25 protein-coding genes are annotated in these 25,916 nt (G+C 55.2%); 5 read left to right on the top strand and 20 right to left on the bottom strand.

What is annotated here, in order from left to right:
* The first annotated feature begins 115 nt into the window (after positions 1–115).
* Positions 116–1,459 carry a DEAD/DEAH box helicase gene (locus tag ACEW72_RS04900; protein WP_373475323.1) on the top strand — a complete coding sequence of 448 codons (1,344 nt, stop codon included), beginning with the start codon at positions 116–118 and terminating at the stop codon, positions 1,457–1,459.
* A gap of 220 nt (positions 1,460–1,679) precedes the next feature.
* On the opposite strand, the gene ACEW72_RS04895 is transcribed toward ACEW72_RS04900, so the two are convergent.
* From ACEW72_RS04895 to ACEW72_RS04880, 4 genes are all read right to left on the bottom strand, one after another.
* Positions 1,680–4,466: a TonB-dependent receptor gene (locus tag ACEW72_RS04895; RefSeq protein ID WP_373475322.1), complete on the bottom strand. Its 2,787-nt coding sequence runs from the start codon at positions 4,464–4,466 to the stop codon at positions 1,680–1,682.
* Positions 4,467–4,627: 161 nt separating this feature from the next.
* On the bottom strand, positions 4,628–5,647 hold the full coding sequence (locus ACEW72_RS04890; RefSeq protein ID WP_373475254.1) for an NADP-dependent oxidoreductase: 1,020 nt from the start codon (positions 5,645–5,647) through the stop codon (positions 4,628–4,630).
* Positions 5,647–7,359: an amidohydrolase gene (locus ACEW72_RS04885; RefSeq protein WP_373475253.1), complete on the bottom strand. Its 1,713-nt coding sequence runs from the start codon at positions 7,357–7,359 to the stop codon at positions 5,647–5,649. Before ACEW72_RS04885 ends, ACEW72_RS04890 begins: the two co-directional genes overlap by 1 nt.
* On the bottom strand, positions 7,356–8,225 hold the full coding sequence (locus tag ACEW72_RS04880) for an NAD(P)-dependent oxidoreductase (RefSeq protein ID WP_373475252.1): 870 nt from the start codon (positions 8,223–8,225) through the stop codon (positions 7,356–7,358). Before ACEW72_RS04880 ends, ACEW72_RS04885 begins: the two co-directional genes overlap by 4 nt.
* A gap of 56 nt (positions 8,226–8,281) precedes the next feature.
* Between ACEW72_RS04880 and ACEW72_RS04875 the strand changes: the two genes are divergently transcribed.
* Both ACEW72_RS04875 and ACEW72_RS04870 read left to right on the top strand, forming a co-directional pair.
* Positions 8,282–9,502: a threonine ammonia-lyase gene (locus ACEW72_RS04875; protein ID WP_373475251.1), complete on the top strand. Its 1,221-nt coding sequence runs from the start codon at positions 8,282–8,284 to the stop codon at positions 9,500–9,502.
* 106 nt (positions 9,503–9,608) lie between these two features.
* A complete protein-coding gene (locus ACEW72_RS04870; RefSeq protein WP_373475250.1) occupies positions 9,609–10,364 on the top strand; it encodes an arginyltransferase in 756 nt (251 codons plus the stop codon).
* Positions 10,365–10,648: 284 nt separating this feature from the next.
* Here the strand turns inward: ACEW72_RS04870 and ACEW72_RS04865 are convergent, their stop codons facing one another.
* The 5 genes from ACEW72_RS04865 to ACEW72_RS04845 form a co-directional block, all read right to left on the bottom strand.
* The gene (locus ACEW72_RS04865) at positions 10,649–11,533 is read right to left on the bottom strand and encodes a glycine zipper 2TM domain-containing protein (RefSeq protein ID WP_373475249.1); all 885 of its coding nucleotides are present in this window, start codon (positions 11,531–11,533) and stop codon (positions 10,649–10,651) included.
* Positions 11,534–11,682: 149 nt separating this feature from the next.
* On the bottom strand, positions 11,683–12,144 hold the full coding sequence (locus ACEW72_RS04860; protein ID WP_373475248.1) for a GAF domain-containing protein: 462 nt from the start codon (positions 12,142–12,144) through the stop codon (positions 11,683–11,685).
* A gap of 35 nt (positions 12,145–12,179) precedes the next feature.
* Positions 12,180–12,581 (bottom strand): alternative ribosome rescue aminoacyl-tRNA hydrolase ArfB, encoded by a 402-nt coding sequence (gene arfB / locus ACEW72_RS04855; protein ID WP_373475247.1) that lies wholly within the window; start codon positions 12,579–12,581, stop codon positions 12,180–12,182.
* Between the two features lie 15 nt (positions 12,582–12,596).
* Positions 12,597–14,498 carry an alpha/beta hydrolase family protein gene (locus tag ACEW72_RS04850; protein ID WP_373475246.1) on the bottom strand — a complete coding sequence of 634 codons (1,902 nt, stop codon included), beginning with the start codon at positions 14,496–14,498 and terminating at the stop codon, positions 12,597–12,599.
* 131 nt (positions 14,499–14,629) lie between these two features.
* On the bottom strand, positions 14,630–15,418 hold the full coding sequence (locus ACEW72_RS04845; RefSeq protein ID WP_373475321.1) for a pirin family protein: 789 nt from the start codon (positions 15,416–15,418) through the stop codon (positions 14,630–14,632).
* Positions 15,419–15,878: 460 nt separating this feature from the next.
* Between ACEW72_RS04845 and ctrA the strand changes: the two genes are divergently transcribed.
* Positions 15,879–16,580: a response regulator transcription factor CtrA gene (gene ctrA, locus ACEW72_RS04840; protein WP_373475245.1), complete on the top strand. Its 702-nt coding sequence runs from the start codon at positions 15,879–15,881 to the stop codon at positions 16,578–16,580.
* 63 nt (positions 16,581–16,643) lie between these two features.
* Here the strand turns inward: ctrA and ACEW72_RS04835 are convergent, their stop codons facing one another.
* The 6 genes from ACEW72_RS04835 to ACEW72_RS04810 form a co-directional block, all read right to left on the bottom strand.
* Entirely contained in the window at positions 16,644–17,408 is a 765-nt protein-coding gene (locus ACEW72_RS04835) for a metallophosphoesterase family protein (RefSeq protein ID WP_373475244.1), read from the bottom strand.
* A gap of 42 nt (positions 17,409–17,450) precedes the next feature.
* A complete protein-coding gene (locus ACEW72_RS04830; RefSeq protein ID WP_373475243.1) occupies positions 17,451–18,611 on the bottom strand; it encodes a trans-acting enoyl reductase family protein in 1,161 nt (386 codons plus the stop codon).
* A 33-nt stretch (positions 18,612–18,644) separates the two neighbouring features.
* A complete protein-coding gene (gene dcd, locus ACEW72_RS04825) occupies positions 18,645–19,199 on the bottom strand; it encodes a dCTP deaminase (protein ID WP_373475242.1) in 555 nt (184 codons plus the stop codon).
* A gap of 9 nt (positions 19,200–19,208) precedes the next feature.
* A complete protein-coding gene (locus ACEW72_RS04820; protein WP_373475241.1) occupies positions 19,209–19,631 on the bottom strand; it encodes a cytidine deaminase in 423 nt (140 codons plus the stop codon).
* Positions 19,628–20,314 (bottom strand): GH25 family lysozyme, encoded by a 687-nt coding sequence (locus ACEW72_RS04815; protein WP_373475240.1) that lies wholly within the window; start codon positions 20,312–20,314, stop codon positions 19,628–19,630. The genes ACEW72_RS04820 and ACEW72_RS04815 overlap by 4 nt, the downstream gene beginning before the upstream one ends.
* Before the next feature lie 171 nt (positions 20,315–20,485).
* Complete coding sequence (locus ACEW72_RS04810) at positions 20,486–21,589, bottom strand: transcriptional regulator (protein WP_373475239.1); 1,104 nt, start codon at positions 21,587–21,589, stop codon at positions 20,486–20,488.
* Between the two features lie 90 nt (positions 21,590–21,679).
* On the opposite strand from ACEW72_RS04810, the gene ACEW72_RS04805 reads away from it, so the two are divergent.
* On the top strand, positions 21,680–22,276 hold the full coding sequence (locus ACEW72_RS04805; RefSeq protein WP_373475238.1) for a hypothetical protein: 597 nt from the start codon (positions 21,680–21,682) through the stop codon (positions 22,274–22,276).
* Between the two features lie 142 nt (positions 22,277–22,418).
* Here the strand turns inward: ACEW72_RS04805 and ACEW72_RS04800 are convergent, their stop codons facing one another.
* The 5 genes from ACEW72_RS04800 to ACEW72_RS04780 form a co-directional block, all read right to left on the bottom strand.
* Entirely contained in the window at positions 22,419–22,892 is a 474-nt protein-coding gene (locus ACEW72_RS04800) for a hypothetical protein (protein WP_373475237.1), read from the bottom strand.
* A 106-nt stretch (positions 22,893–22,998) separates the two neighbouring features.
* Positions 22,999–23,553: a YdcF family protein gene (locus ACEW72_RS04795; protein ID WP_373475320.1), complete on the bottom strand. Its 555-nt coding sequence runs from the start codon at positions 23,551–23,553 to the stop codon at positions 22,999–23,001.
* Entirely contained in the window at positions 23,550–24,230 is a 681-nt protein-coding gene (locus ACEW72_RS04790) for a YdcF family protein (protein WP_373475236.1), read from the bottom strand. The genes ACEW72_RS04795 and ACEW72_RS04790 overlap by 4 nt, the downstream gene beginning before the upstream one ends.
* 427 nt (positions 24,231–24,657) lie before the next feature.
* Complete coding sequence (locus tag ACEW72_RS04785; protein WP_373475235.1) at positions 24,658–25,176, bottom strand: NUDIX hydrolase; 519 nt, start codon at positions 25,174–25,176, stop codon at positions 24,658–24,660.
* Positions 25,173–25,862 carry a TPM domain-containing protein gene (locus tag ACEW72_RS04780; protein ID WP_373475234.1) on the bottom strand — a complete coding sequence of 230 codons (690 nt, stop codon included), beginning with the start codon at positions 25,860–25,862 and terminating at the stop codon, positions 25,173–25,175. Before ACEW72_RS04780 ends, ACEW72_RS04785 begins: the two co-directional genes overlap by 4 nt.
* Positions 25,863–25,916: the final 54 nt, after the last annotated feature.

Genomic DNA, 25,916 nt, shown 5'->3' with positions numbered 1-25,916 from the left:
GACGCGACACCGCCAAATTCCTTGACATTTGCGTGCTTACAGACCAAAGGCCGCGCAGGCCAAGACGCGCTTCGGCGATGTTGTTTGGCATGTGTCGCTTTTCCGGAACTATCCTATGCGTTTTGCCGATATCGGCTTGTCTGATGAATTATTAAAGGCTGTTACCGAGGCTGGCTATGATGAGCCAACCCCCATTCAGGCCGCAGCAATCCCGCAAGTGCAGATGATGCGCGATATTATTGCCATCGCACAGACCGGAACGGGCAAAACCGCCAGCTTTGTTCTACCCATGATCGACGTGCTTGCCAACGGCCGGGCCCGCGCCCGGATGCCACGCAGCCTGATTTTGGAACCAACCCGCGAACTTGCCGCCCAGGTCGCCGAAAATTTTGAAAAATACGGTAAATATCACAAGCTTTCCATGGCGTTGCTCATTGGCGGCGTGCAGATGGGTGATCAGGTCAAGGCGCTGGAAAAGGGTGTCGATGTCCTCATCGCGACACCCGGTCGCTTGATGGACTTGTTCGAACGCGGTAAGATTTTGCTAACCGGATGCGAGATGCTGGTCATCGACGAGGCTGACAGAATGCTCGATATGGGTTTCATTCCCGACATCGAACATATTTGCACCAAATTGCCGACCACGCGCCAGACCTTGCTGTTCTCGGCAACGATGCCGCCGCCTATCAAGAAACTGGCGGACAAGTTCCTGACCAACCCGAAATATATCGAAGTGGCACGTCCCGCGACGGCCAATACGAACATCGAACAGTTTCTGGTCAACGTATCGCCGATGAAAAAGCGCGATGTGTTGCGTGATCTGATCCGCAGTGAGCAGGTGTCGAACGCAATTATCTTTTGCAACCGCAAGACAACAGTCCGCGAGTTGAACACCAGCCTGCAACGTCACGGGCTTCGCTCTGGCGAGATTCACGGCGACATCGATCAGGCATCGCGCCAGAAACAGTTGGAAGCCTTCAAAAATGGCGACATTGACTTTCTGGTTGCGTCCGACGTTGCGGCACGCGGACTGGATGTGAAAGGCGTTAGCCATGTGTTCAATTTCGATGCGCCTTGGCATCCCGACGATTATGTCCATCGCATCGGCCGCACCGGACGGGCAGGGGCAAAGGGTAAAGCCTTTACCTTCGTTACAAAGGCGGACGAGGAAGCAATCGAGAGTATCGAAAAGCTGATCGGCAACAAGATCGAACGGGTTGGTAAAGTGGATGCACCCGAAGCTGTGAAGGCGGAGCGCGCACCTGCAAAGCGGGGGCGCAAAGCGGTGGCTAAGGAGCCATTGGCAGAACCGGAAAATCCGCTACCCACCAGTGCCCCGGCAGACAAAAAGCCAGCCCGTGAAAAGCCTGCTGCCCCGCAAAAGGCGGCGGAAACCGCAAGCGACAACGGATGGAATGGGCCAATGCCCGGATTTTTAGGTGTTGGCTTCGGAAGCTGAATGCTTTTGGCTCGCGAGTGATAACGCAACGCGAATCGTACCAAATTTTGGCTAGAAGGAAGAAGAGAAGAAGGAATAAGACCTCAGCTCCTGTCTCGGAGCGAGCTTCTTCCTTTTAGCTAAAAATTGCCGCCGTCGGGAACGTCACAATGTCCTCGGACACGCGCAAAATAAAAGGCCCGCATCGCTGCGGGCCTTTTTTGTTTCCCGTGAGGGATAGTTAGAACTTGCCGCGCAGTGTGATTCCGTATGTCCGTGGTTCAGCAAGGAATTGCGATAACACCTGACGACCGCCGGGAAATTGCGGATCAACAAAAGGAGCGGAGGTCGTGCCAGCTTGGAATGGCGAGTTGAATGCGACCTGGGCATAATCCTGATTGAAGATATTCTGGCCCCACAATTCGATACCCCATGAATCGTCCGGTCCGCGCAGGCCGATACGGGCGTTGAATACGGCGAAACCATCCTGTTCCTTTTGCGGGAACAAGTCAGAACCGGTGTTGTAATCGCTGGTCAGGCGGGTGTCGACGTAGAATAGACCTGAAAGACCGCTGCTGCCGATTTCCGGCGTCCATGTAACGCTCGAGGTCGCTACCAGTTCGGGCGCGTTCGACAGATTGTCACCCGGGAGTTTGCGAAGAGCCTGATCGAGCGCGGTGCCAAGCTTCGTGCCGATCAGGTCGTCCTGATATTTGGTACTGGCATAGGTCAGACCGGCAGCGACGCGAAAGTTACGAGCCGGAACCAGTGAAGCTTCAAGTTCGACACCTTGAGTGCGAACGCCATAGCCTACGTCTCCAGGAGCGCAGGTCCCCGTTGTATTTGGTGAGGCATTGAAATTGCTGCCCGCCGCGGAAACATTTTGATCAGTGTCAGCGTTTGGTCCGCCAATCAGATTGTTACAACCATTGATGGTCTGCACCAAAAACACTGTGCCGTTAAAGGTATTCAACTGGAAGTTGGAGAAGTCCGAACGGAACGCCGAAACGCTAAGGCTGAAAGGCCCGGTCGAATATTTCGCGCCCAACTCGTAGCTATCAACCAGCTCGGAATCGAACTGCAGATTGCCGACCAATGCTTGTGCACCACCGACAGATGCGAAAGTTGGTATGGGTGATTTGAGTGCCGACCGGTCGAGGTTGAAACCGCCTGCTTTGTAGCCGCGTGCGAAGCTGGTGTAGAGGAGTAGATCTTCGGTTGGTTTCCACGATAGAATTGCGGTCCCGGTGAACTCGTCTTCGCTCCGACTGTCGTTGATTGACACGCCATTCAACTCGGCCGTCGAGTTACCCTGACAGCTAAGACCGATCAACGCGCCAGCTAGTGCGCGACCCGTTGCAGTAGTTAACGGGTTGGCGGCATCGTCGAGGACAAGGGCCTGAACGGCGGTACACGCGGTATTGTCGTTGCCAAAAGTTGCATTGAAACGCTTCTTGTCTTTGGTGTAACGCAAACCCAATGTCAGATCGAGCGTGTCGGTAATATGCACGATGTTATGCGTGAATATCGCCCAGTTGGTGCCGTTCTGGAAATAGCGGTCGTTGGTCGTGCCCAGATTGTTGAGATTATCCAACTGGGTGAATGCGGCAACAACATCCGGGCCGGAGAGACCCGATGCACCGGCGATAGTGGCCGGACCAACACCTGGAACGACGCACGATGGGCTGCCCGGCGAATAAAGCCCCGCCAGACCGCCACCTGAAATGATGCGGCAAGTCGCAAAGCGGCCATATTGGTTACCGAAGCGCAGATTGTCGCGAACGGTCAGCTTTTCATTGGCATAAAAACCGCCAACGAGCCAATCGAGCGTTCCGTTAAAGGCTTCGCCCTGCAGACGTAGTTCCTGCGTAAAGGTATGGAACTGGCGATAAGCATCGTCGCTCGGCGCGCGATAGAGGATATCGACTTCGCCATAGTCGGTGTCGGAAGCCTGACCCGAGCGATACTGGCGATAAGCGGTAATCGAGGTTAAGGTCGCTCCACCGAAATCATAGTCAATCTGGCCGGAGATGCCGTAATCTTTGGTTTCGCCGGAGAACTCGCGATTGGCGCTGACCGAGATATTGCGGCCATAGCCTTGGCTGAACGCCGCCAGCGGCTGACCCAGGTCACGCAGTACATTGATGATGTTATTGCCCGACGTCGAAAGCGGTGCCAGCGGGGTCGAGGGATTGTTCAGATTGCCGATGAACTGGTTGACCGTGCCATCGACATAGGTCGCAGCGCAGCATTCTTCCGAACGCTTGGTGTAATCGGCAATCAAGCGGACCGATAACGCGTCGGTGGGCTCGAACAGCAATTGCCCGCGCAGGAAATACCGGTCGCGGTTGTTGACGTCGCGGCCGGTTTGGTCGTCAGTGTAGAAACCGTCACGCTTTACATAAACGCCGTCCACACGGAATGCGAGCTGTTCGGTGATCGGTCCGGTAAAGCTTGTCGCTGCACGCATGAAATCGAAATTACCGTAGGTCAGCTCGCCGCTGCCGCCGAATGTGAAGCTTGGCTTTTTCGAATAAATGCTGATCAGACCGGCCGAAGAGTTGCGTCCGCCGAGCGTTCCTTGTGGTCCGCGTTGCACTTCGACCCGGTCGATTTCACCGAGTTCATTCAGGCCGATGCCTGAACGTGAACGGTACACGCCGTCGATGAATACCGGAACCGAACTTTCCAGACCGGGGTTGTCGCCGACAGTTCCGATGCCGCGAATACGCGCCGAACCGTTCGCTTCCGATCCGGTCGAGGAAACCAGCAATGATGGCGCAACCTGGTTGAGTTGGCGAATGTCATTCGCACCACTGTTTTGCAGGGTTTCCGCATTTACTGCGGAAATTGCAACGGGAACATCCGAAAGCAACTGCGTCCGGCCCTGTGCGGTTACGACGATTTCATCTTCGGATGTGTCTGCAGTTTCGGCATCCTGTGCAAATGCCAGCGCGGGAAAAGCCAACGCTCCCACGGCTGCTGAAATTGCAAGCACAGTTCTGGCTACAGTGAAGGTCTTCGACATCATACTCTCCCGCTTGTTTAGCTTGTTTCGCTTCTTTGAGCATATGCTAAATCAAATGGGGAAGCAGGTCACCTGATTGCAACGGTTCAACGTGACAATTCGACGAACTGCGGCAAAATTGCAACATAGGGCGGCCTTGAACGTGGCCGCCCCTATATCGGTTATAGTTTAACCAGCATCTTTCCAGTGTTCTCGCCGCTGAAAAGGCCGAGGAAGGCTTCGGGGGTTTTTTCAAGGCCTTCCTTCACCGTTTCGCGCCCTTTGACAGCGCCCGATGTAATGAGCGCCGCCATGTCGGCGTTGAATTCGGGGACCTGTGCGTAAAAATCGGGATAGAGGAAGCCTTTTATCGTTATGCGCTTGCCGATAATCATCGGCAAATACTGCATAGGTTGCGCCTTGAAGTCGTTATAGACGTCAATCATCCCGCAAATGGCAAAGCGCGCCCATTCTTTCGAAGTGGCAAGCGCCGCGTCGAAATGTTCGCCACCGACATTGTCGAAATACACATCAATGCCGGTTTCGCCCATGTCTTTCAGCGCGGCCATCAATTGCGGTAATACTTTGCCTGCCTTGTAATCGATCACGGCATCGGCGCCGAGTTCCTTGACCCAGGTGCATTTGTCCGCGCCACCTGCTGAACCAATGACTTTCATGCCTTTGGCTTTGGCAACCTGTGTGACGGTCGAGCCGACAGCACCAGCCGCAGCCGATACGAAAATAACTTCGCCGGGCTTGGCTTCGGCAACCTTGAGCAACCCGAACCAAGCAGTTCCGCCAGGCATTCCCATGATGCTGAGCCAATGCTGGTCAGGTACGCCCAAATCAGGCAGCTTTACCGGTGGCATTCCTGCTGGCGGTGTGTTGCCGCCGCCCAATACGACGCTGTCGCGCCAGCCGCCCATGTGCAACACTTTCGCGCCTACGGGAAAATCGGCATTATTGCTGGCCGTGACAGTGCCGACCGCGCCACCTGTCATCGGGGCGCCAAGCGCAAACGGATCGGCATAGCTTTTCGCATCGTTCATGCGGCCGCGCATATAAGGGTCAACCGACAGCCAGCCATTTTTGACCTGAAATTCGCCGTCACCCAATGGGGCATCGGGCGTTTCGATCATAGCAAAGTTGCTATCGTTAGGAAGTCCTGCCGGACGGCTAGCCAAAGTACATGCGCGTGCCATTATCGTCTCTCTCCATCATTCTGGTTTTCAGCGGCAGTTACCGCTGTGTTTTGAAAAGCCGGTCTTCCGCCGACCCAAGTTTCTTTGACCACCGCTTTACGCAAATCCGCAGGGCTTGCAAGCAAGGGGTCGACATCAATCAATATGAAATCGGCATGATGCCCAGGGGTCAAGGAACCCACTTTGCTCTCGGCAAACGCAGCATAAGCGGCCCCTGTCGTAAAGCCGGCAATCGCCTGTTCGCGTGTCACCCGTTCATTGGGCCGCCATCCGCCAAAGGGTTGCCCCGCCGCATCTTCGCGAGTCATGGCCGTCGCGAGGCCAGCAAAGGGATCGGCAGATTCAACGGGTACATCCGACCCGAATGCCAATTTCCCGCCCGCTTTCGCAATCGACTGCCACGCATAGGCACCTTTTAGGCGCTCTTGCCCCAGCCGTGCCTCCGCCATCAGTCGGTCCGACGTCTGGTGGACAGGTTGCATGGACGAAATGATGCCGTATTGGCCCAATTTCTGAAGATCAGCCGGATCGACTATCTGCACATGCTCGATCCGCCAGCGGCGATCATCTTTATAGGCTGCGGACAGTTCTTCGACTGCACCGATAACCTCTGCATTGGCGGCATCACCTATCGCATGGATCGCGGTCTGAAACCCGTCCATCGATGCACGTACCATCAGGTTGCGGATTTCGGCACTGGCAAGAAATTGCAGGCCGGTTTGATCCGGTGCGTCGGCATAAGGTTTTTTCAGCCAGGCCCCGCGGCTGCCCAAGGCACCATCAAGATATAATTTCACGCCGCCAAGACGAAGCTTGTCATTATATAACCAAGGCGTAGGGCGCGGTCCGGCGATGGCGACCATGTTTTCAATACCGGCAGCGTAACCGAAAATGCGGACAGAGAGCCAGCCGCCATCGCCAGCGCGGCGATAGCTTTGCCAATCATCTATTGACGTTCCCATGTCGGCGATGGCGGTAATACCCTGCGACAAAAGCTTGTTCTGCGCCTGACCCAGTGCGATGTCGCGTTCTGCGGGCTTGGGCGCGGGCACAAATTTGCCGACCAGTTCGGACGCCGCATCGACAAAAATACCGCCCGGTTTTCCGTTCACCATTTCGATCCGTCCGCCCGGAGGAGATTTGGACGCAGCCGTTACGCCTGCAATTTCCATCGCCCGGCTGTTCGCCCAACCTGCATGGCCATCAACACGTTCCAGCCAAACCGGACGATCGCCGACCGCAGCGTCCAGATCGGCTGCAGTAGGAAAACGGCCCAAGCCCCATTTTTCCTGATTCCATCCCCGCCCGATAATCCAGCGCCGCTCCGGATTTTTGGCGGCATAGTCGCGTATGGCTGCTTGCGCTTCGGCCAAGCTGTTGGTGGCGGACAGGTCAAGCGTCAGCAGTTGAAAGCCGAGGCCCATGACATGGCCATGCGCGTCTATCAGCCCCGGCAACATCGTCGCCCCTTTGCCGTCATGACGAAAATCGAGTTGCGGTGGCAATTTGTCTTTTTTGGACAAAAGCTCGGTGACCTTGCCATCTTTGCCGATGAGAATGGCGTTAAAGCGGATGACTTTGCCGTCAGCATCCAGCGTGATGCCGTTTACATTTTCGACTAGGCCATCGGCAAAGGCCGGTACCGCGAGTGAAAGTAGCGACAGAGCACTTATATTGCCGGCCATCAACCGACAGACCGATGCTTTTTTCATCCTTTTGGCAACCTTTTTACAATGACACTGGTATCGAGGCGACCGCCGCCCATTTGCTGCACATCGGCGTAAAACTGATCGATTAGCGCAGTAATCGGTAGCGTCGCGCCTAAAGCGCGGGCCTCTTCAAACGCCAAGCCGAGGTCTTTACGCATCCAGTCCACGGCAAAGCCGAAATCAAATTTGTCTTCCGCCATTGTGGCCCAGCGATTGTCCATTTGCCAGCTTTGCGCTGCGCCGCCCGATATCGCTTCATAGACCTTGCCGACATCAAGTTCCGCCGACTGGGCGAAACGTAAAGCTTCGGATAGGGATTGGATGACCCCTGCAAAGGCAATCTGGTTGCACATCTTGGTTGTCTGTCCGGTACCGGGGCCGCCGACATGGACGATGCGCTTCGAATAGGGCTCCATGATTGGACGGGCGGCGTCCATGGAAGCTTCGCTGCCGCCGCACATAATCGACAATGTTCCGTTTTCAGCGCCGATTTGCCCGCCGGTCAGTGGCGCATCAACGACCAGAAGTCCGCGTGATTTCGCCTCTACACCCAATTGTCGTGCGATACGTGCCGACACCGTCGTATGGTCGATATACAAATCGCCTTTTGCCATCGCCGCGAATGCGCCGTCACGGCCCAATGTAACGCCGGCGAGATCATCGTCGGTGCCAACGCAGGAAATTACAACTTCGGATTCGCGCGCGGCTTCGGCTGGCGAAGTGGCAATCGTTCCGCCGTGGGTCGCAACCCAAGCCTCCGCCTTGGCACGCGAACGGTTGTAAACCGTCAATTCATGCCCCGCCTGTTTCAGGTGCCGCGCAATAGGGCCGCCCATGACGCCCAAACCGATGAAAGCAATTCTAGTCATGACGGGTTCTTAATGTTTGTTTTCACACAACGCTAGATGCGATAGGGCCGCACGTTATGTCTGATTTACTAACTCTCGATCATATCCGCGCCGCCCATGAACGAATCCGCGATTCGATTGTGGCCACGCCGACCTTGCACAGCCAGACCCTTTCGAAACTAACAGGGGCCAATATTTATCTGAAGTTTGAAAATCTTCAGTTCACCGCTGCGTATAAAGAACGCGGCGCGCTGAACGCATTGCTGCTGTTAACGCAAGAACAAAGGTCCAAGGGTGTTATTGCGGCGTCGGCTGGCAACCATGCCCAGGGGTTAAGTTATCACGGCACGCGACTTGGAATACCTGTGACGATTGTCATGCCGGTACCAACCCCAACGGTGAAGGTCATGCAAACCGAAAGCGTCGGCGGTTTGGTCGTTTTGCATGGGGAGACGTTTGACGACGCTTACAAGCACGCGCGATTACTGGAGGCTGAAAGAGGCCTGACGTTCGTTCATCCGTTTGACGACCCCAATGTTGCCGCAGGGCAGGGGACGGTCGCCCTTGAAATGCTGGAAAGCATTCCATCGCTCGATATGCTGGTTGTACCGATTGGCGGCGGCGGATTACTGTCAGGCATGGGCACAGCCGCGCGGGCGTTAAATCCGGATATCGGCTTGATCGGTGTGCAGGCGGAATTGTATCCGTCCATGTACGCCTTGCTTAAAAACCAGCAATTGCCATGTGAGGGCGATACGTTGGCTGAGGGGATTGCGGTTAAAATACCAGGTAGCTTTACCAGCAAAGTCATCCGGGGGCTGGTCGACGACATTGTGCTGGTGAGCGAGGCGCAATTGGAAACTGCGGTCAGCTTGCTGTTGCAAATTGAAAAGACCGTGGTCGAAGGGGCAGGTGCGGCTGGGCTTGCTGCCGTTATGGCCAATCCCGAAATATTCGCTGGAAAAAATGTCGGTGTTGTTCTGTGCGGGGGAAATATAGATACGCGTTTGCTCGCCAATGTCTTGTTGCGGGACCTCGCCCGTTCGGGCCGGCTCGCGCGCCTGCGCCTCACTTTGCAGGACCGTCCGGGCGCTTTGTACAAGGTGATGCGCCTGTTCAACGAGCATAATGTCAACATTATCGAAATCTATCACCAGCGCATCTTCACGACCTTGCCTGCGAAGGGCTTGATTACCGACATCGAATGTGAAGCGCGGGATGCCGAACAATTACAGGGGCTTGTCGACGGGCTCAACGCCGCTGGTTACCTTGTCGAGCGGGTGGAATTAAACAAGTAAACCGGCTTCCACAATTTTCATGGTAAACACTCTTTTCACTTTACTGACATCAGTGCATATAGGGTGAACAACCCACATATATTTTGGTCTCGAGGGCCTTTAATCGATGAGCGCACCTGTCAGGTTTCCACGATTTTTTGTCACGAACCCCGGTCCTTGCCCCTATTTGCCGGGTAAAACGGAACGTAAGGTTTTTACCGAACTGAACGGACCGCATGCCGACGAACTGAACGATGCGCTTGGCCGCATCGGTTTCCGGCGCAGTCAGAATGTCGCGTATCGACCAAGCTGTATAGACTGCAAGGCTTGTGTATCGGTTCGGGTGCTGACCAGCGAATTTCAACCCAATGCCACGCAGCGCCGTATCATCCGTCGCAATTCCGATCTGGTCGTCAGCGCCTGTCGTCCGTGGTCGACATCCGAGCAATATGATCTTTTGCGACGCTATCTTGGCCAGCGCCATCCCGTTGGCGGCATGACAAATATGGACGACATGGATTATGCCGACATGGTCGAACAATCACCGGTTCGCAGCAATGTCATAGAATATCGTACGCCGGGCCGCTTTGGCCGCTTGGGCGAGTTGGTGGGTGCATGCCTGACCGATCAGCAGGCCGACGGCCTGTCGATGATTTACAGTTTCTACGATCCCGAAGTCGAAGGCCGCCCAGGCCTTGGCAATTACATCATCCTCGACCATATCATGCGCGCGAAAGCGGCCGGTCTGCCTTACGTCTATCTTGGCTATTGGGTCGAAGGCGCGGCCCGGATGCAGTATAAAATCCGGTACACCCCGCTGCAACGCCTTGGACCAGAAGGATGGGAGCGGTTTGAACCTGCCCCGGCCGAGCAGGTCGTTTAGGGTCAGGACCTATTAAAAGCACTCGCGAGGCGTCAAAATGGCGAAGATATCGGACCAAAATGCGCGCCGCCGATAGTCATTCTATCGGCTAGCGTGTTTTGGTCCGAGATCGAAGCCATTTTGACGTCCGAAGGATTTGACCCATTTTGCCCACGGCAGCGTCAGAAAGCCTTGAGATATATTCATATCCCTGCGGCTTCCTTCCTTGCCCTGAGCAAAATGGCCTCAAACCTCGCAAGTGCTTTTAATAGGTCCTGACCCTTGGTCCTGACCCTAAGTCCTAATCAACCGCAAACGCAACGTGGCTTTGCCTTTGCCTTTGCCTTCCATTTACGCACTGCTTTTCTGCGCGGTGCGACGTACACTGTTTCATAATAGGTTTCTTCGGTGACGGTCGTGGTCGTCACAGCGGGCTGAACAGTAACCGTTACCACCGGTGCCTGGGGATAATAATAATATCCGTGCGACCAGTTTTGATATTGCGGAGGGTAATATCCCGGACCGCGCGGGCGGCGTGGACGTTCGTTTTTGCACTTGTCGTTCGCTTTTTCTGCGGCAACGCCAAGCAGCCCGCCAATACCGGCCCCGGCCAATGTACCGCCGGTGCGATTGCCACGGCCCGCAATGCGATTACCCAAAAAGCCGCCGAGCAAGGCACCGATAGCGGCCCCTTTCAGGCCGTTGCTTTTCAGGCAACGTTCGTAGTTTTCATAGCCATAAGGGACATCATATTGTTCCTCGTCATAGGCTTCGTCATAGGTTTCGTCATATTCCGGCGCGTCATTTTGGACTGGGGGCATCGGGAAACCCGGCGCTGAAACACCTTCTTGCCGGATCACTTTTCCGCTCCAGTCGCCTTCAAATACGCGGCGTTGCGGATCGACATATTTGCCTTCCCATTCGCCATCATATTTGTAGCTGGACCCGTCGGGCGTCGCAAATACAGCGTCGTCGTTCCAGTTATAAATTTGGGCATTGGCGTGCATTTCCGGACCGATTTCGGGCTCGCGAAAGTCTCCGGTGCGGTCCGGGCCTTCATGCTTCACGATAACGGTCGAGCTTTTCTCGACCGTCTTGGTGACCGCCTGTGCCGATTCGCCGGCGAAAGAAGGGGTCGTCGTCAATAGCAAAGCGGCGGCCGCAGCCCCTGATAACAAAACGGATTTCATAGTTAACGACTCCCCATTCATCGTCTGCGCCGAAAAGACCCGGCGCATTTGGTTAAGAGGGTGTTAACAGTTTTTGATGGCAATGGCGATGCACGCGGATGTAAATTACGCGTTCAAACAACGCCTTGTTTCAAAATGACGCATCTTTGTCAGATACGGTTAGCAAGCAACGCTGCAAGCGCTTCTATTCCGGCGGTGTCATAGGAATCGAAGCGGGCCAGTGTCGGGCTATCGAGATCGATGACGGCAATCACCTCACCATTGCGAATGACCGGCACGACCAATTCGGAAACGCTTTTTGCATCGCACGCAATGTGGCCGGGGAAAGCGTGGACATCGTCGACCAATTGCGTCTGGCCGCTTGCCGCCGCGGTGCCGCATACGCCATCACCCAATGCGATGCGGATGCAGGCTGCTTTGCCTTGAAACGGACCCAACACCAGTTCGCCATCGACGATCCGGTAAAATCCGGTCCAGTTTACATCGGCAAGATATTCCCACAGCAAGGCGGCGACATTCGCCATATTGGCAACGCCATCGGTTTCGCCCGCGGTCAGCGCGTCCGCCGAACGCAAAATTTCGCGGTACAGTTCGGATTTGGGCGCTGACATATTGATTGCAAATTCGTACATAAGGCGGCTCTGTATCAGTCGACGCTAACCTTGCCACGGTTTTTCTTTACCGTGGATCGGCCCTTTTTGGTGTCAACGCGCCGCGCTTTGGCGGCCTTGCTTGGCTTGGTCGCGACGCGGTGGGCTTTGCGGATATGCGCGCGGTCAATCAGCTCGATGACGCGCGCCCGAGCCTCTGTGCGGTTCGCTTCACGGGTGCGGTGGTTGCGGGCGGTCACGATGAGTTCGCCCGCAACCGTCATTTTGGACCCCGCCAATATTTTCAATTGCCGGAAAGCATAAGGTTGCAACCCCAACGCAAATACATCCACCCGCAATTGGCAGGCAGTGGCAACCTTGTTCACATTCTGCCCACCCGGCCCGGTGGACGCGAGGAACGTTTCTTCGAGCAGATCTTCAGGAAGGTCGAAAGCCATGATACTCATTCAAATTTACGACGGATTATATTTGTCCAGAAATTCTTCCATTTCCTGCAAGAACTGTAGCCGATCCTCGCTGCGGGAAAAGAAATGATCGGCTTCTGGCTGTTCTATATACTCATAATTTTTCCCAGATGCCTTCAACTTTTCTGCCATTTCGCGGGATTGGCCAACATCGACCCTACGATCCTTTTTTCCGTGCATTAACAAGATTGGAATACCAAATTTATCTGGTCGCTTGATCGGCGATACCGTTGCAAAATCTGGGGCCTGATTATTCATCCATTTGCGGCGCACTTTACCGTAGAGAAACAAGCTGTCTTTACGCATCATCTCGGCGAGATCGGAGACCCCGGCGTAGGATATCGCGCATTTGTAAAGTTCAGGGTTCCTTTCCGCCGCGCGCATCGCGACATAGCCGCCATAGGAGGCGCCCACGACGCAGATGCGGGATGCATCGGCGATCCCCTGTTCGATAGCCCATGCGCGTGCGTCGTCGACATCGTCTTGCATGGCAAGACCCCATTCGCCTTGGCCTTTGTCATAGAAATCACTGCCGAAGCCGGTGGACCCCCGATAATTTGGCTGGATTACTGCATATCCACGGTCTGCGAGAAACTGAGTCCACCAATCCCAGCTCTCGGAATCGCGGGCTGACGGTCCGCCGTGGGGCAACACAATCAAGGGAAGGTTATTTGCAGGCTTGTCTTTGGGAAGGGTAAGCACTGCGCTGATTTTTAACCCGTCGCGCGCTGTATATTCTATGGTTTTCACAGGTCCAAGGCTGGAGCCTTTGATAACCGAATGGCGCGAGGCAAGAATCGTTGCCGCACCGGTATCGGATGAATAGAGATAATATGTCCCTGGATTGCTGGCGCTGCCTGCATAGACAATATGCTTTTTTTGCGCCCTGTCACTTGATACGACCTGCGGCGACTGCCCTGGTAATGAAGCATCCAGTTGGTTCTGGATGTCTCGTTTCGATTTATCGAACCAGTTTATCCGAAATTTTTTGTCTTCATAACTGACGCCCGCAAGTGTTTTGCCCGTGGCATCTGTATAAATATTGTCGACATCATACCCTTTTACACCGAAAATCTTTTCCCCCAATTGCATCTTGTTTAGATCCAATTTGTAAACGGCCGCGAACCCGTCATCAGAGCTGAACGTAATCGCTGTGTCCGGTTCCGACGTGAACACCAGTGGGACAAGCACTTCTGTGTCGCTGTCGACATTGGCAACTTCACGAAAGGCTTCGCCCTCTCCACTTCGGTAAAGCAACCTTTTGCGTAAGCCCTCTTTTTCCCGGCCAAAGCCCACCCGTACAACGCCGTTTTCATCGGCAAACCAATCAAATACACCGAGCCGCGAGCCGACGTGCATTTTCATTTTTCCGGTGGATACATCAACCCGGTCGACCTGTGGGTAAAATTCAAGTTTGTCGGGAAAAATGGAGCGTTGATAGGAAAGAAGTATGTCTGTGCTGCCATCTTTGGCGATCCACAGCACATCGCCGCCATTTTGCGCGGCTTTCCGCGCGGCTATCGTATTTGCACCTGTCCCGTCGGATTTGAACGCCACCAACCGTGTTATTGGCCATTCCTGGCTTTCGACCAGCTCCATTGATGTAACGTTGGCAATAAGCCATTCGTCGTTAACCCATCTCACCCAATTGAGTTTGACATCACCAAGCCCGGCCTGGGTCTGTTCGCCTTTTCCGCCTGCTGGCAAAATCAGCAGCCTTTGTTTGCCGCCAATCAAAATCTCGGCGACCAGCTTTTCACCATTTGGTGACAATGACGGGTTTTCGATGACCGGCAGGCTGGCGAATTCTTCAATCGGACGTTCGGCACAGATTGCCGGAAGACTGAATGCAGATGAAGTTAATAACAAAGCAAAGGTCAGCACACGCATATAACAGTCATCCCCAATAAACTGCACCATTTTTCAATTGGCCCTGCATATGGGGTTAGAACGGCCCCAGCAAGACGAAACGGATGAAAGGCAATTAGACCGGGATTGCGACAGAATTGTTTGCCGAAAAATTACGCGCTGTCGACCATTACCAATTCGGCGTCTTCGATGGCTTCGATCCGCAGAATGTTTTGGCCATGGATCGCGATACCATCGCGTGCGCCATATTCGGTGCCGTTTATCCGCACACGGCCGCCTGCAATGACAAGATAGGCGTAGTTCCTGGGGGCCGGCATTAAAATTTCTTCGCCGTACATCTGCATAGGTTGGTCTGCAACTTTGCAGTACCTGCTGCCCAGATTATAATCCACCGTCGCACCCGCCGCAATCGTCGCGCCGAGCACGCGGGCGTCGGCGTTGATCGAGAGCGCGCCTTCATCGCCAAAGCCGCTGGCCAGCACGTTAAAGGTTCCAGACCGGTCCCCTTTGGGAAACTGGCGCTGGTCCCATGCCGGTGCGACATTGCGTTCGCGCGGTAAAATCCAAATCTGGAACAAACGGCATAGCCCGTCTTCCAGATTATATTCGCTGTGCGTCACGCCGGTGCCGGCGCTCATCACCTGCACGTCGCCAGCCTCTGTTCGGCCCACATTGCCCATGCTGTCCTTGTGCGTAATCGCGCCTTCGCGGACATAAGTGATGATTTCCATATTATCATGGGAATGTGGCGGAAAGCCGGACTGCGCGGCGATTTCGTCGTCATTCCAGACGCGGATATTGCCCCAGCCCATCCGGTCCGGGTTGTGGTAATCTGCAAAGCTGAAATGGAAATTTGGTTTCAGCCACCCATGGTCACGCTTGCCAAGCGAAGCAAATGGCCGTGGTTCAATGGAAAGGGGTAAGGGGAGTGCAGGCGTCATGAGTATGTCCGCATCGACGGGGAAGTTGACCGCCGGAATATTAGCCAAATGGTGTTCAAGTGGGCAAGATGCAAGGGGGCAAGCGGAGGGAAGAGAAAGGGCCCGAATTGCTCCGCGCCCTGATACTTTATCGTTTCGGACTTTATTTTTACAAAGCCACCCGGATCACTCAAAACTCCAGCAGTGTCGGTCGTCTCCCCTTGACCACGGCTTTAGCTTGCTTCTACTGCTTCAGATGATGAGGAAGGCAAAAATAATTTTGATACCCATGCTGACGGCCAAGTCCCCGTAAACGAGTCATTTTTTGTGGTTGTAAACCTATGCGACTCGCCGGATTTCCTACGTTAAGATGAAATTAACCTTTTCAGTTCATTTCCCTTATGGTTAATAAAGACCAACGCACCGCTGGATGGGTCTGGTGGTGTTGCGGGGTTGCAATAAGCAAAGAGGGGTTTGCCCAATGCGTGTGCTTTTGATTGAAGACGAACCAACCACGGCGAAGGCCATCGAAATGATGCTCGCGACCGAAGGTTTCAATGTCTACACCACTGATTTGGGCGAAGAAGGCCTCGATCTGGGTAAGCTCTATGATTATGACATCATATTGCTCGATTTGAACTTGCCCGACATGCACGGCTATGATGTGCTCAAGAAATTGCGCGTCGCCAAGGTGCAGACGCCGGTTCTCATTCTATCCGGCATCTCCGAAATGGATTCAAAGGTGCGTTCGTTCGGTTTTGGTGCCGACGATTACGTGACCAAGCCTTTCCACCGCGAAGAGCTGGTTGCCCGTATTCACGCCGTTGTGCGCCGTTCAAAGGGGCATTCGCAATCGGTCATCCGCACTGGCAAACTGGCTGTCAATCTGGATGCCAAGACAGTCGAAGTCGACGGTAGCCGCGTCCATCTGACCGGCAAAGAATATGCCATGCTGGAGCTTCTCTCGCTTCGCAAGGGGACTACGCTTACCAAGGAAATGTTCCTCAACCATCTTTATGGTGGCATGGACGAACCCGAACTCAAGATTATCGACGTTTTCATCTGCAAGCTGCGTAAGAAACTGGCGCTGGCTTGCGGTGGCGAGAATTACATCGAAACTGTCTGGGGCCGTGGCTATGTGCTGCGTGACCTTGACGAAATGGAACAACCCATGGTTGCCTGATTACCCGCTTTCACCCGAAAGAAACTAAAAGGGCGTAGTCTGAAAAGGCTGCGCCCTTTGTTTTTAGGTGTGCAAATACCAGCGTTCGCCGCCTTCCAACGCTATGGCGGTTAATTTGTCGGAGGCATAAGCCCCGGTATCGATGCCGATACGCGATCCGCGTTCTTCCACGTCGTCGTAAATCGTGTGGCCATAAACGACGACCTTCTCCAAATTGCCGCGTTGCTCCACGAAATCTTCGCGGATCCAGCGTAAATCGCTTGGCTTTTGGTTCGCTAAAGGGACGCCGGGGCGAATGCCTGCGTGGACAAAAACATAGTCGCCGATGACGATCTGGTCCTCAAAGCTGTCGATAAAATCCAGATGGCTTTCGGGGACCAGCGTGCCCAACCGTTCGGACAATTGATGCATATCCAACGCGATATATTCGCTTCGGGTGATCGGATAGGAAAGCACCGTCGCCTCCCCCCCGATACGGATGAAAAAGCGAGTCACCTTGGGATCATTCTTGCGACAGGCGCGCACGAACACTTCTTCATGATTGCCCATTAGGAAACGGACATTCCGCCCCGCCTTATGCAACGCCATCGCGGTTTCGATGACACCGGCACTGTCCGGACCGCGATCCATAAGGTCACCCAAAAAGATGATGAGCGTCTCTTTACGCCCCCGCGCGAGGTCATCCGCTTCGATCTTTTTGAGCAGTTGATGCAGCAGATCGTTCCGGCCATGCACATCGCCAATGGCGTAAACGCGCATATCATCAGGCACCCGCGCGGTATCGAGCGGACGCAATGTAACGGTTTTTTTGAAGAGGCGACCTAACATGGCCTGTGCGATATAAGCGCACGGGCCATGCTTTGAAAGGGTTTAGCCCTCGACAGCAAAAGTTAATCCTGCATGATCCTGCAACCGCGTAACCAGCGCTTCACCCAAGGCCGCGCCCGGTGTGGTCACGCCGCCCGGCCCGTTGCTATTGCACAAGCCAATCGCGGTTTCCGAAATCATCTTGGAGGTGGAACCATAGCCCGGGTCACGGTCGCCTTTAACGCTCAGCCGTGCGGTGCGGCCATCGGGATATTCCGCGATGAACAGCACGTCATAAAAGCCGTTATCCCGTTCTTCCTTGGTCGGGCCTTCGCCGGGCTTAGGGTCGTCGGGCGTACCGATCATCGGCGTCTTCGCCACATATTCCGCCGCTTGCTGTCCTGCATCGCCGGGACCGGTGAGCATCATTTCGTCATAGACAAAATCGGTGCCGAAAAGGTGACCCAGCAAGGCGTTGGTGCGGTGGACATTCTTGGTGTTGATCGGCGCCATCACAAAGCTGGTCGCCCAGCTGCCCAAGGCTTCGTCATATTCGGGCTTGTTACCCGCAGGCTGCGCCGGTCCTTCAAAGCCGCCGGCCAGGCTGAACGGATTGGTAAGATAGCCGATAACTGCAGGGTCCTTTGCCGCCGCCGCCATGGTAGCCTTCAAGCTGGCCGCCGTGCCACCGGAAAACTTGCCCGCCATTGCGCGCACACGGCCTTTGATACGAGGCGCTGGAGCGCCGAATTTTTCGATGCAATGCTTTTGCAGCATCAGGACGCCCAGATCGAAGGGGATGGAATCGAAACCGGCAGAAAAGCAGATACGCGCACCCGACGCCTTGGCGGCCGCGTCATGTTCGTCAATCTTCTGCCGCATCCACGCCGGTTCGCCGCACAAATCGGTATAGTCGGTGCCATTGGCGACGCACGCGGTAACCAGTTCGTTGCCGTACAATTGATACGGCCCGACGGTGGTCAAAATAACCGAAGTCCGTTTCGCCATGGTATCCAAAGAGGCGGGGTCCGACGCATCTGCCACCACCAGTGGCGTATCGGCCGGCGCACCGATCAGGTCGCGCACTTCGGCAAGCTTGTCCGCGCTGCGCCCCGCCATCGCCCATTTAAGGCCGGATTTATCCTTTAGATACTCCGCTACCAACCGGCCTGTATATCCGGTCGCGCCATAGACAATGATGTCGAACTCTCTGCCTTTGCTCATCTCGCTTATCCTCTCAAACAGTTCAAAGTCTTGTTATAATTTCGGCAAGGTCACGCCGCGTTGGCCCATATATTTGCCCGCGCGATCGGCATAGCTTGTCTCGCAGGGCTGTTCACCCTTTAGAAACAGGAACTGGCACGCGCCTTCATTGGCGTAAATTTTTGCAGGCAACGGTGTGGTGTTGGAAAATTCCAGTGTGACATGGCCTTCCCAGCCGGGTTCCAGCGGGGTCACGTTCACGATAATCCCGCACCGAGCATAGGTGCTTTTGCCCAGACAGATCACCAACACATCACGCGGAACGCGGAAATATTCGACCGTGCGCGCCAAGGCAAAGCTGTTCGGCGGAATGATGCAGACATCGGTCTTGCGGTCGACGAAGCTTCTGGGATCGAATTCCTTGGGATCGACAATCGAGCTGTCGACATTGGTGAAAATCTTGAATTCATCGGCAACGCGGGCGTCATAACCATAAGAAGAAAGGCCATAGCTGATACACCCGTCGCGCCGTTGCGCCTCAACAAACGGTTCGATCATGCCGGTCGCTTGTGCCTGTTCGCGTATCCAGATGTCGGAAAGAATGGACATATATTTCCTTTATTTCAGATTTGCCGGACCGAAACCGTGCGGCAACAGTTCGGAAAGCAGATAAGTGTCGTAACCATTGGCATGGGCACAATGCACAGGAATATCGCGCTGCGTCAGGTCCGCAACCTCTTTGATAATCTGACGGCACCGTCCGCAAGGGGTGATGGCTTTGGCGTTAGCGGCGACCTTATCGGCAGGCCCACCGGCAACCGCAATGGCGACGATATTTTTCAGCAAACCATCGCTGTTCGCGGTGGCGATCGCCACGGTTTCGGCACATAATGTCATGCCATAGCTGGCATTTTCAAAATTCGATCCTGTGACAATGTCGCCATTATCCAGCAACAGCGCCGCACCGACATGAAAGTTGGAATAGGGCGCATAGGCATTGGCCGCAGCCGCAATTGCAGCATTTACAAGGTTTTGCGTCATTTCCTCACCACGGCCCAACGAACGGGGCCTTCTATGCCTTCAATACGCAGCCTGCTATTGGCTGTCCACATCACCCAGGGCCGCGCCGAATAATCGGGCAACAACCAATCGCGCTCCAGCCATATGGTGCGGTCGATTGCACTGCTCACCTGATATTCCTTTTCGAAATCTGCGGTGAGCAAAAGGACCGCGGGCGAACCACTGTGCGCTTCGATCAGGTTCAGAAACGTCGCTAGTTCGGATAATATGAGGGCGCGGTTGGGGCGGCTGGTGCAATTTTCGCTAAAGTCGAGCTGTACTGCAGGCGGCAAAGCGGCGGGGTTGCGAGGCACGGTCGTGATAAACAGCATCGCCTGATCGGAGGCCAGGCGGCATATATCGAAATGATGCAGCGCACCGAACCGGATGCCCGCTTGCTTTACGCCTTCCAGATTTGTTTCAAATTGCGGGTCACGGCCACGCGCCCCTTCGACGGCGGTGATATAGGCAAAATCGACGCCGGTCGCCCCGAGCTTTGCCCATTGCGGTGCGCCGTTAGCCTCCGCAACAACGACACCTTGCACCGGATATTCATCGCGCGCCGGGGTCCATCCGGTCACGAGGCTCCACACAGCAAAGGCCCCCAAAAACACGACGACCGCAACCACTATCCAACGAAAATGGCGGCCTACAACACTAGCCATGCAATCAATGGTCCTTCCCGAATCAATAAATCTATTGCCCCTGACACCGCCGGGAGTCGAGCGATGTTTAACGTGAAGGTCGGGGGCAGCGCCCTTTAGACGAGAGGAGCTAAACTTGGCAACTTGCCGCCTAATTGAAACGGCGAGGGGGCGGACCTTATCCTCGTTTCTTTACGAAGTAGGACGGGGCCTGTCCCTCCTGTCCATTTGCCGCCGCGCGAGTGCCATGGCCCAGACCACACCCCCGACAAACAGCAGGCTTTCAAGGGCGCCCGAAACCATCGCGCTGACCGGGCCGAAACCATCCTCGCCAAACAGCACGCCAATATCGTCGGGTCGAAATTGCGATTGTGGCAACATCTGTGCCACCGCAAAAAGACTGCCCCCCAGCAACCTCCCCCCAAACGCCGGGATCGCTGCCCCGATCACCACGCCGATCAGCGCCGCGGGCCAAAGCCGCACCGGCCCCGATTCTCGCGAGAACCACAGGCCAAGCCCCACTCCGGCGCCGATCACGACACCTTCCATTCCGCCGGTCAAGGTTGCAGGCGCACTTCCGTACAACAGGCTGAACGCATCCAGCCCGAGCAGCTTGACAGATCCGCCGATGACCATCCCGCCGAGGGCGCCACCGGCCATAAAGCCGCCCCAACCGGTACGGTGCTGCGCGACCGCGGCAAGGCAGAGACTTACCCCCGCCGATCCGATTATGGAGAAAAGAACAGTCAGCGCCGTCAACACCATCACCACCGAACTGCCGGCCTGCGTGCTTTGACCCGCAGCGATAAATCCGTAGAAGAGTCCGCCCACGACACCCGCCAAAGCGCCGCCGACAACGCCCGCCCCAGCCAGTAGCCAATAGCGCGCCCAGTCAAACGCATACAAAGGCGGCGCTGCAAGAAATGCGGACCCGGTGAGGGCCAAGGGCGCTATCACGGGCGCAGCCACCTCCGGCTCCACCGCCGACACGTCGGCAATAAAGCGATATCCATATTTGGGTACAGTCTCGATGAACCGTGGCCGGCTGGCATCGTCCCCCAACGTCCGCCGCAGTGCCATGATACATTGGGTCAGTGCTTCATCGGTCACCGGCACACCGTGCCAGACCTCGTCCAGAAAGCGCTCCTTGGACACCAGCTTCCCCGGCGCACCGACCAGCAAGGCCAAGGCGTCGAGATAACGCCCGCTCAGCTCCACCGGCACCCCGTCACGCGTTAGTAGCCGATTTTCCGGATCAAGCCGGAAATCATCGAAATATAGGATTGCCCAGTCCATTTTTCACCAATTGCTCATGCCCACATCATGCCGCCCAGCCCCTAGTCTGCCAATGCTTTTAGGACAATCACCAAACGGGGCAAATATTTGATGAACAACATTGGCGTTGGGGGACCCGGACCGCGACGCATTCCTGTCTGGCGGGTATTGGGCTGGGGCAGCGCGGTCGTATTGCTTCTGACGCCGCTGGTGGCGATGCAGTTTACCCACGAAGTGCAGTGGACCGAAACGGATTTCATCATTGCCTTTGCCATATTCGGGATCATCGGCGCCCTGGCGGAATTGAACATCCTCCTCACTACTAATCTGTTTTCCCGCGCAGGAGGATTTGTTGCTATCCTCGCCGGCTCTCTGGTCTTTTGGTCAAACCTTGGAATCGGCATGATCGGCAATAGAGGCAATAGCGTTAACGTGCTGTTTGGCCTTGTCCTGTTGATCGCGATTGTCGGCGCCTGGCTCTCCATCCTCCACCGCAACGTCCTCCCCGCCGCGATGCTCGCCGCCGGAACCGTACAATGCGCCATCGGTCTGCTTGCCGGAATTTGGGGCGGCGATGTCCAGGGCGGGGAGGACGTTGTGGTGGATCGCCGGCCTGTTGTTCGCAATCGAGGCGAAGCATCGGGGGCCTGCCGATTAGGGGGCCGCTTCACTTTGCTGGGACAGCCCCTAGGGCGTCTTTTTCGCTAGAAGGAATAAGGCAAAAAGGAAGAAGGCGTTGCGCGTCCTTTGGGGCGGGGGGCGGCTTTTTTATGTCTGGTAATCCGGAAAGTTTGTTGAAAGCGGACTATCGGGACGCGACAACATTGCGGACATTAACTTAAGCTAACGTTCACTCCTCAATCGTCCAAGCAAACACGGTGCGCAAATCACAATTCAAAGGATCCTCCCCCTCTTGAAATAGGCGCACCCGTTCGATTGCCCCCCGTTGCTGCTCGGTAAAGCGAGTAGGAGATTCGAAATAGGCGGCCCCTTGTCGACCGTTCCATATCGCTATGGTATATTTCCCTTCTCGTTTTCGTTGAGCAAAACGGCCGGGGTTCACTTCAGATGGCGCGACCACAAGTCGGCCATTCGGACGACTAGCCCAGCCAACCCCATGGACAACCAGCGAACCAAAAGCACCATCCCATCGGAAACTACCGCCGTGTATGCCACCTTGAAGCGTCGTAACTGTTTCACCGGGTTGCAAATCAATAATCGGGGAATAACCGCAAAACGTGGCTCGTCCCTCAAGCACTGACGCGGCTGCTGGCGTAGCCACCATACAGAACCAAATTAATGTGAATGCGACCGCCTTTTTCATTCTGTTCAACCTACACGTTGCGACGTCTGCTAACCACAACAATTCTGCCAGAGCGGACTGTCAGGAAACGACAACAAACCGGTCGTTTCAACCAGCCTCTTATGACCTAAGCCTTTGAATATCTCGGGTGCAAGTAAAGAAAATCTCCGACCATAACGCCGCCTTGGTCAGATAGTTGCCGAAGCGCTCGAATTTCGTGGGCACTCGCCTCAGCTGCCAATTCTACTGGATCGTCAGCTGCAATAATGTTCACGGACTGCTTGTCAGCAAGGCAATCAACGATAAAGCGACATCTGGCGACATGGAACCGCGACGTAATGATACAATAGGCATCAATACCGCGCGTCTTTGTCATACCCACGATGAGGGCAATATCTTCTACGGTATTTGAGCTCAGAAGATCGCTTGCGTCCGCCCGGTCGATTGTAGCTCCCATTGCTTCAAGGTGCCGATAGACTAGCTCGCGGTGGGGAGTTTCTGTAGAATTGAAATGGCGCCCGAAGCCGCCCGTCGCCAAAAGAACGAGGCTTCTATCTCCTCGCTGTCGCTCAAGGGCGGACGCAATCCTCCGCAGCGAGACAGGAGATAGCTCTCCCTCACGGTCATTTGGCGCACCCAGAATGAATGCGAGCGTAGGCCTCGGGGGCCCGTGACCACTCATTTTAGATATTTCCATGCGAGCTGTGAGATGGTCAGCGAGTGAGGACCGGGATCGATGTCGCCTCGCACGGAATAGGTGACCATGCGAAGGAATTCGCCCCATATAACGTCCCGCAGAATAGCGCTTTGGGTCCACGTCGAGCTGGTCAGCAATTCACCTTCAACGGTACGGTCCATTCCCATTGATCCGACACTGACAATCTCCGGTAACTGTGCCCTGAGCGTCATCGCCGATCGTCCTTGAGCGAATGACTGGCTGAGATAAACCATTGTTTTCGGAACAAGCGAGCGAATGTGGTTCGCAGCGAAGGCCACGTTCTCCAATGTGTTTTGCGATCTCCGCTCGAGAAAGATATTGCGATCTCCGACGTCAGCTGATTGCGCCAGGCTTTGATACAAGGCCTCACTCTCCGCCAACGAAACGCGATTGTCGCCCAAGTTTTCCGAGTAATTCGGTTTCCCACCAGTCAACACAAGTGACGCGCGGGGATGGTTCTGACAAATAGCGGCGACCAACCTGGACTGTTCATTGTGCTGGATGTTGTTTCCAAACACGAAAATCACGTCGGCATCGTCTACTAATTTTAGGTAAAAGCATAGTTCCGTAAGCTGCTCTTCATCTTCCGGATCGAGGGCGGGGCACCTTGGCCTCTTGGGTATCTCGCGAAGTTGAACCATGTGAGCAGGACTCGAAGTTTAAGCTAGCCCTTTGTTCCCGCTTTTTATCGCGACTGGCAACCTCGAAACGTTAATCAGGCTAGCTTGTTTGACTTGCTTGCAGCCATTCGCTTTTCCACAACATTCCGGTCATTTCCGGTTGTTTTCGGATACTCTAAAACCAGCCATTCGTTCAGGGTGACTGTAATGTGAGAGACAAATACTCTTCGTGTCTTCGCAACTTTGTGCGAACCTTATTCGGGCTTCTTTGAGAGATCCGTGAGGTTTGTCCGCCAACTTCCCCCTCTCCAACTTCGCCTAGGCCTGACGGCCAAGGCTACGTATAATCTCCCCTAAAGGGGCGAGGGAGGCGCGACGCCTTCTTCCTTTTTGCCTTTTTCCTTTTAGCGAAAAAAAACGGGCACAGCCTCTCAGCCCAAGCCCCCGCCTAAAAAACCATCCCCGGCAGCATCAGCAACTTAACATCCACCACACATCCCTCGGCCCTTTTGTCCGCCACAAAGGCCGGAAGTTGCCCAAGCGCCACGCGGTGGACGAGGATGTTTTCACCATCTACACCGCCGCCATCGCCGACCTTATTCAGGCCGGTCGCGCGGACGAGGGTGAAGCTTTCGCTGACCATGCCGGGGGACGAGAAAAACTCTCCGACGATGTCCAGTCTCGCGGCGCGATAGCCGGTCTCTTCTTCCAACTCGCGCGCGGCGGAGGTGAGCGTGTCTTCGCCGGCGTCCTCGTCGCCGATCAGGCCAGCGGGCAATTCGATACAAGATGCACCCAAGGGCACCCGATATTGCTCGACGAGCAGCACATGGTCATCCTCGACCGCCAATATGACTGCCGCCTTGATGCCACGCGCACGCGATACATATTCCCATTTTCCGCGTGTTTTGGCGGTTATGAAACGCCCCTGCCACATGATTTCCTCAGGCTCGGCATCGATCGTCATAATTCAATCAGCCTGTCGGGCAGTTCGTTGGGGTTTTCGTGGCCCTTGGGGAAATGTTCGGCAAGAACAATGCCCATCTGGCGCACGGCTTCGGCCATGCCCTCGCCTGGTTGCCCCGCTTTGACCCGCTCAATCAGCGCGACCATGGCATCGCCCCATATTTCGGGCGTGACCAGCTTGGCGATTTCTTCATCGGCGACGATTTCCGCCCGATGCTCCTTCATCGACAGATAGAGCAATACGCCTGTGCGCCCCACAGTTTTAGCTTCGGTGCCGACTTTGAACAGGTTGATCGCCCGGGCGCGCACACGGGTCATTTTGATTGCTTTGGGGGTGAGGGCGAGGCGCAGCGGTATCCATTTCAGGATCAACCAGGTTCCCACCCATTTGAGGACCATGGCGACGAAGATCATCGCCATAATCTCGCCGGTGCTATAGTCATGCGCCCAGCCGCCGGACATTCCGTTGACCAGACCCAGATAGAAATCGGGGAACAGCCCGTAACAGGCAAGCGCGAGGAACGCGGCAACACTGGCCCAGAACAGGCCGATATCTTCATAATGGTCCGACAGGTCGGTTACGATCGTGACGATTTCGCCGCTCGTATGCTCTTCCGCGGCGGCAACCGCCTCGGTCACGCGAATATGGTCGGCTTGAGTTATCCGGTTTATTTTGTGTAAGGCCATGTTATCCGTTCCTTACCAGCCGCCCGATGCGCCGCCGCCGCCGAAGCCGCCGCC

This window comes from Sphingorhabdus sp. (assembly GCF_041737645.1).
In the GTDB taxonomy this organism is placed as follows: domain Bacteria; phylum Pseudomonadota; class Alphaproteobacteria; order Sphingomonadales; family Sphingomonadaceae; genus Sphingorhabdus_B.
The sequence above is the reverse complement of the archived record's forward strand: the minus strand, read 5'-3'. Positions and strand labels throughout refer to the sequence as shown.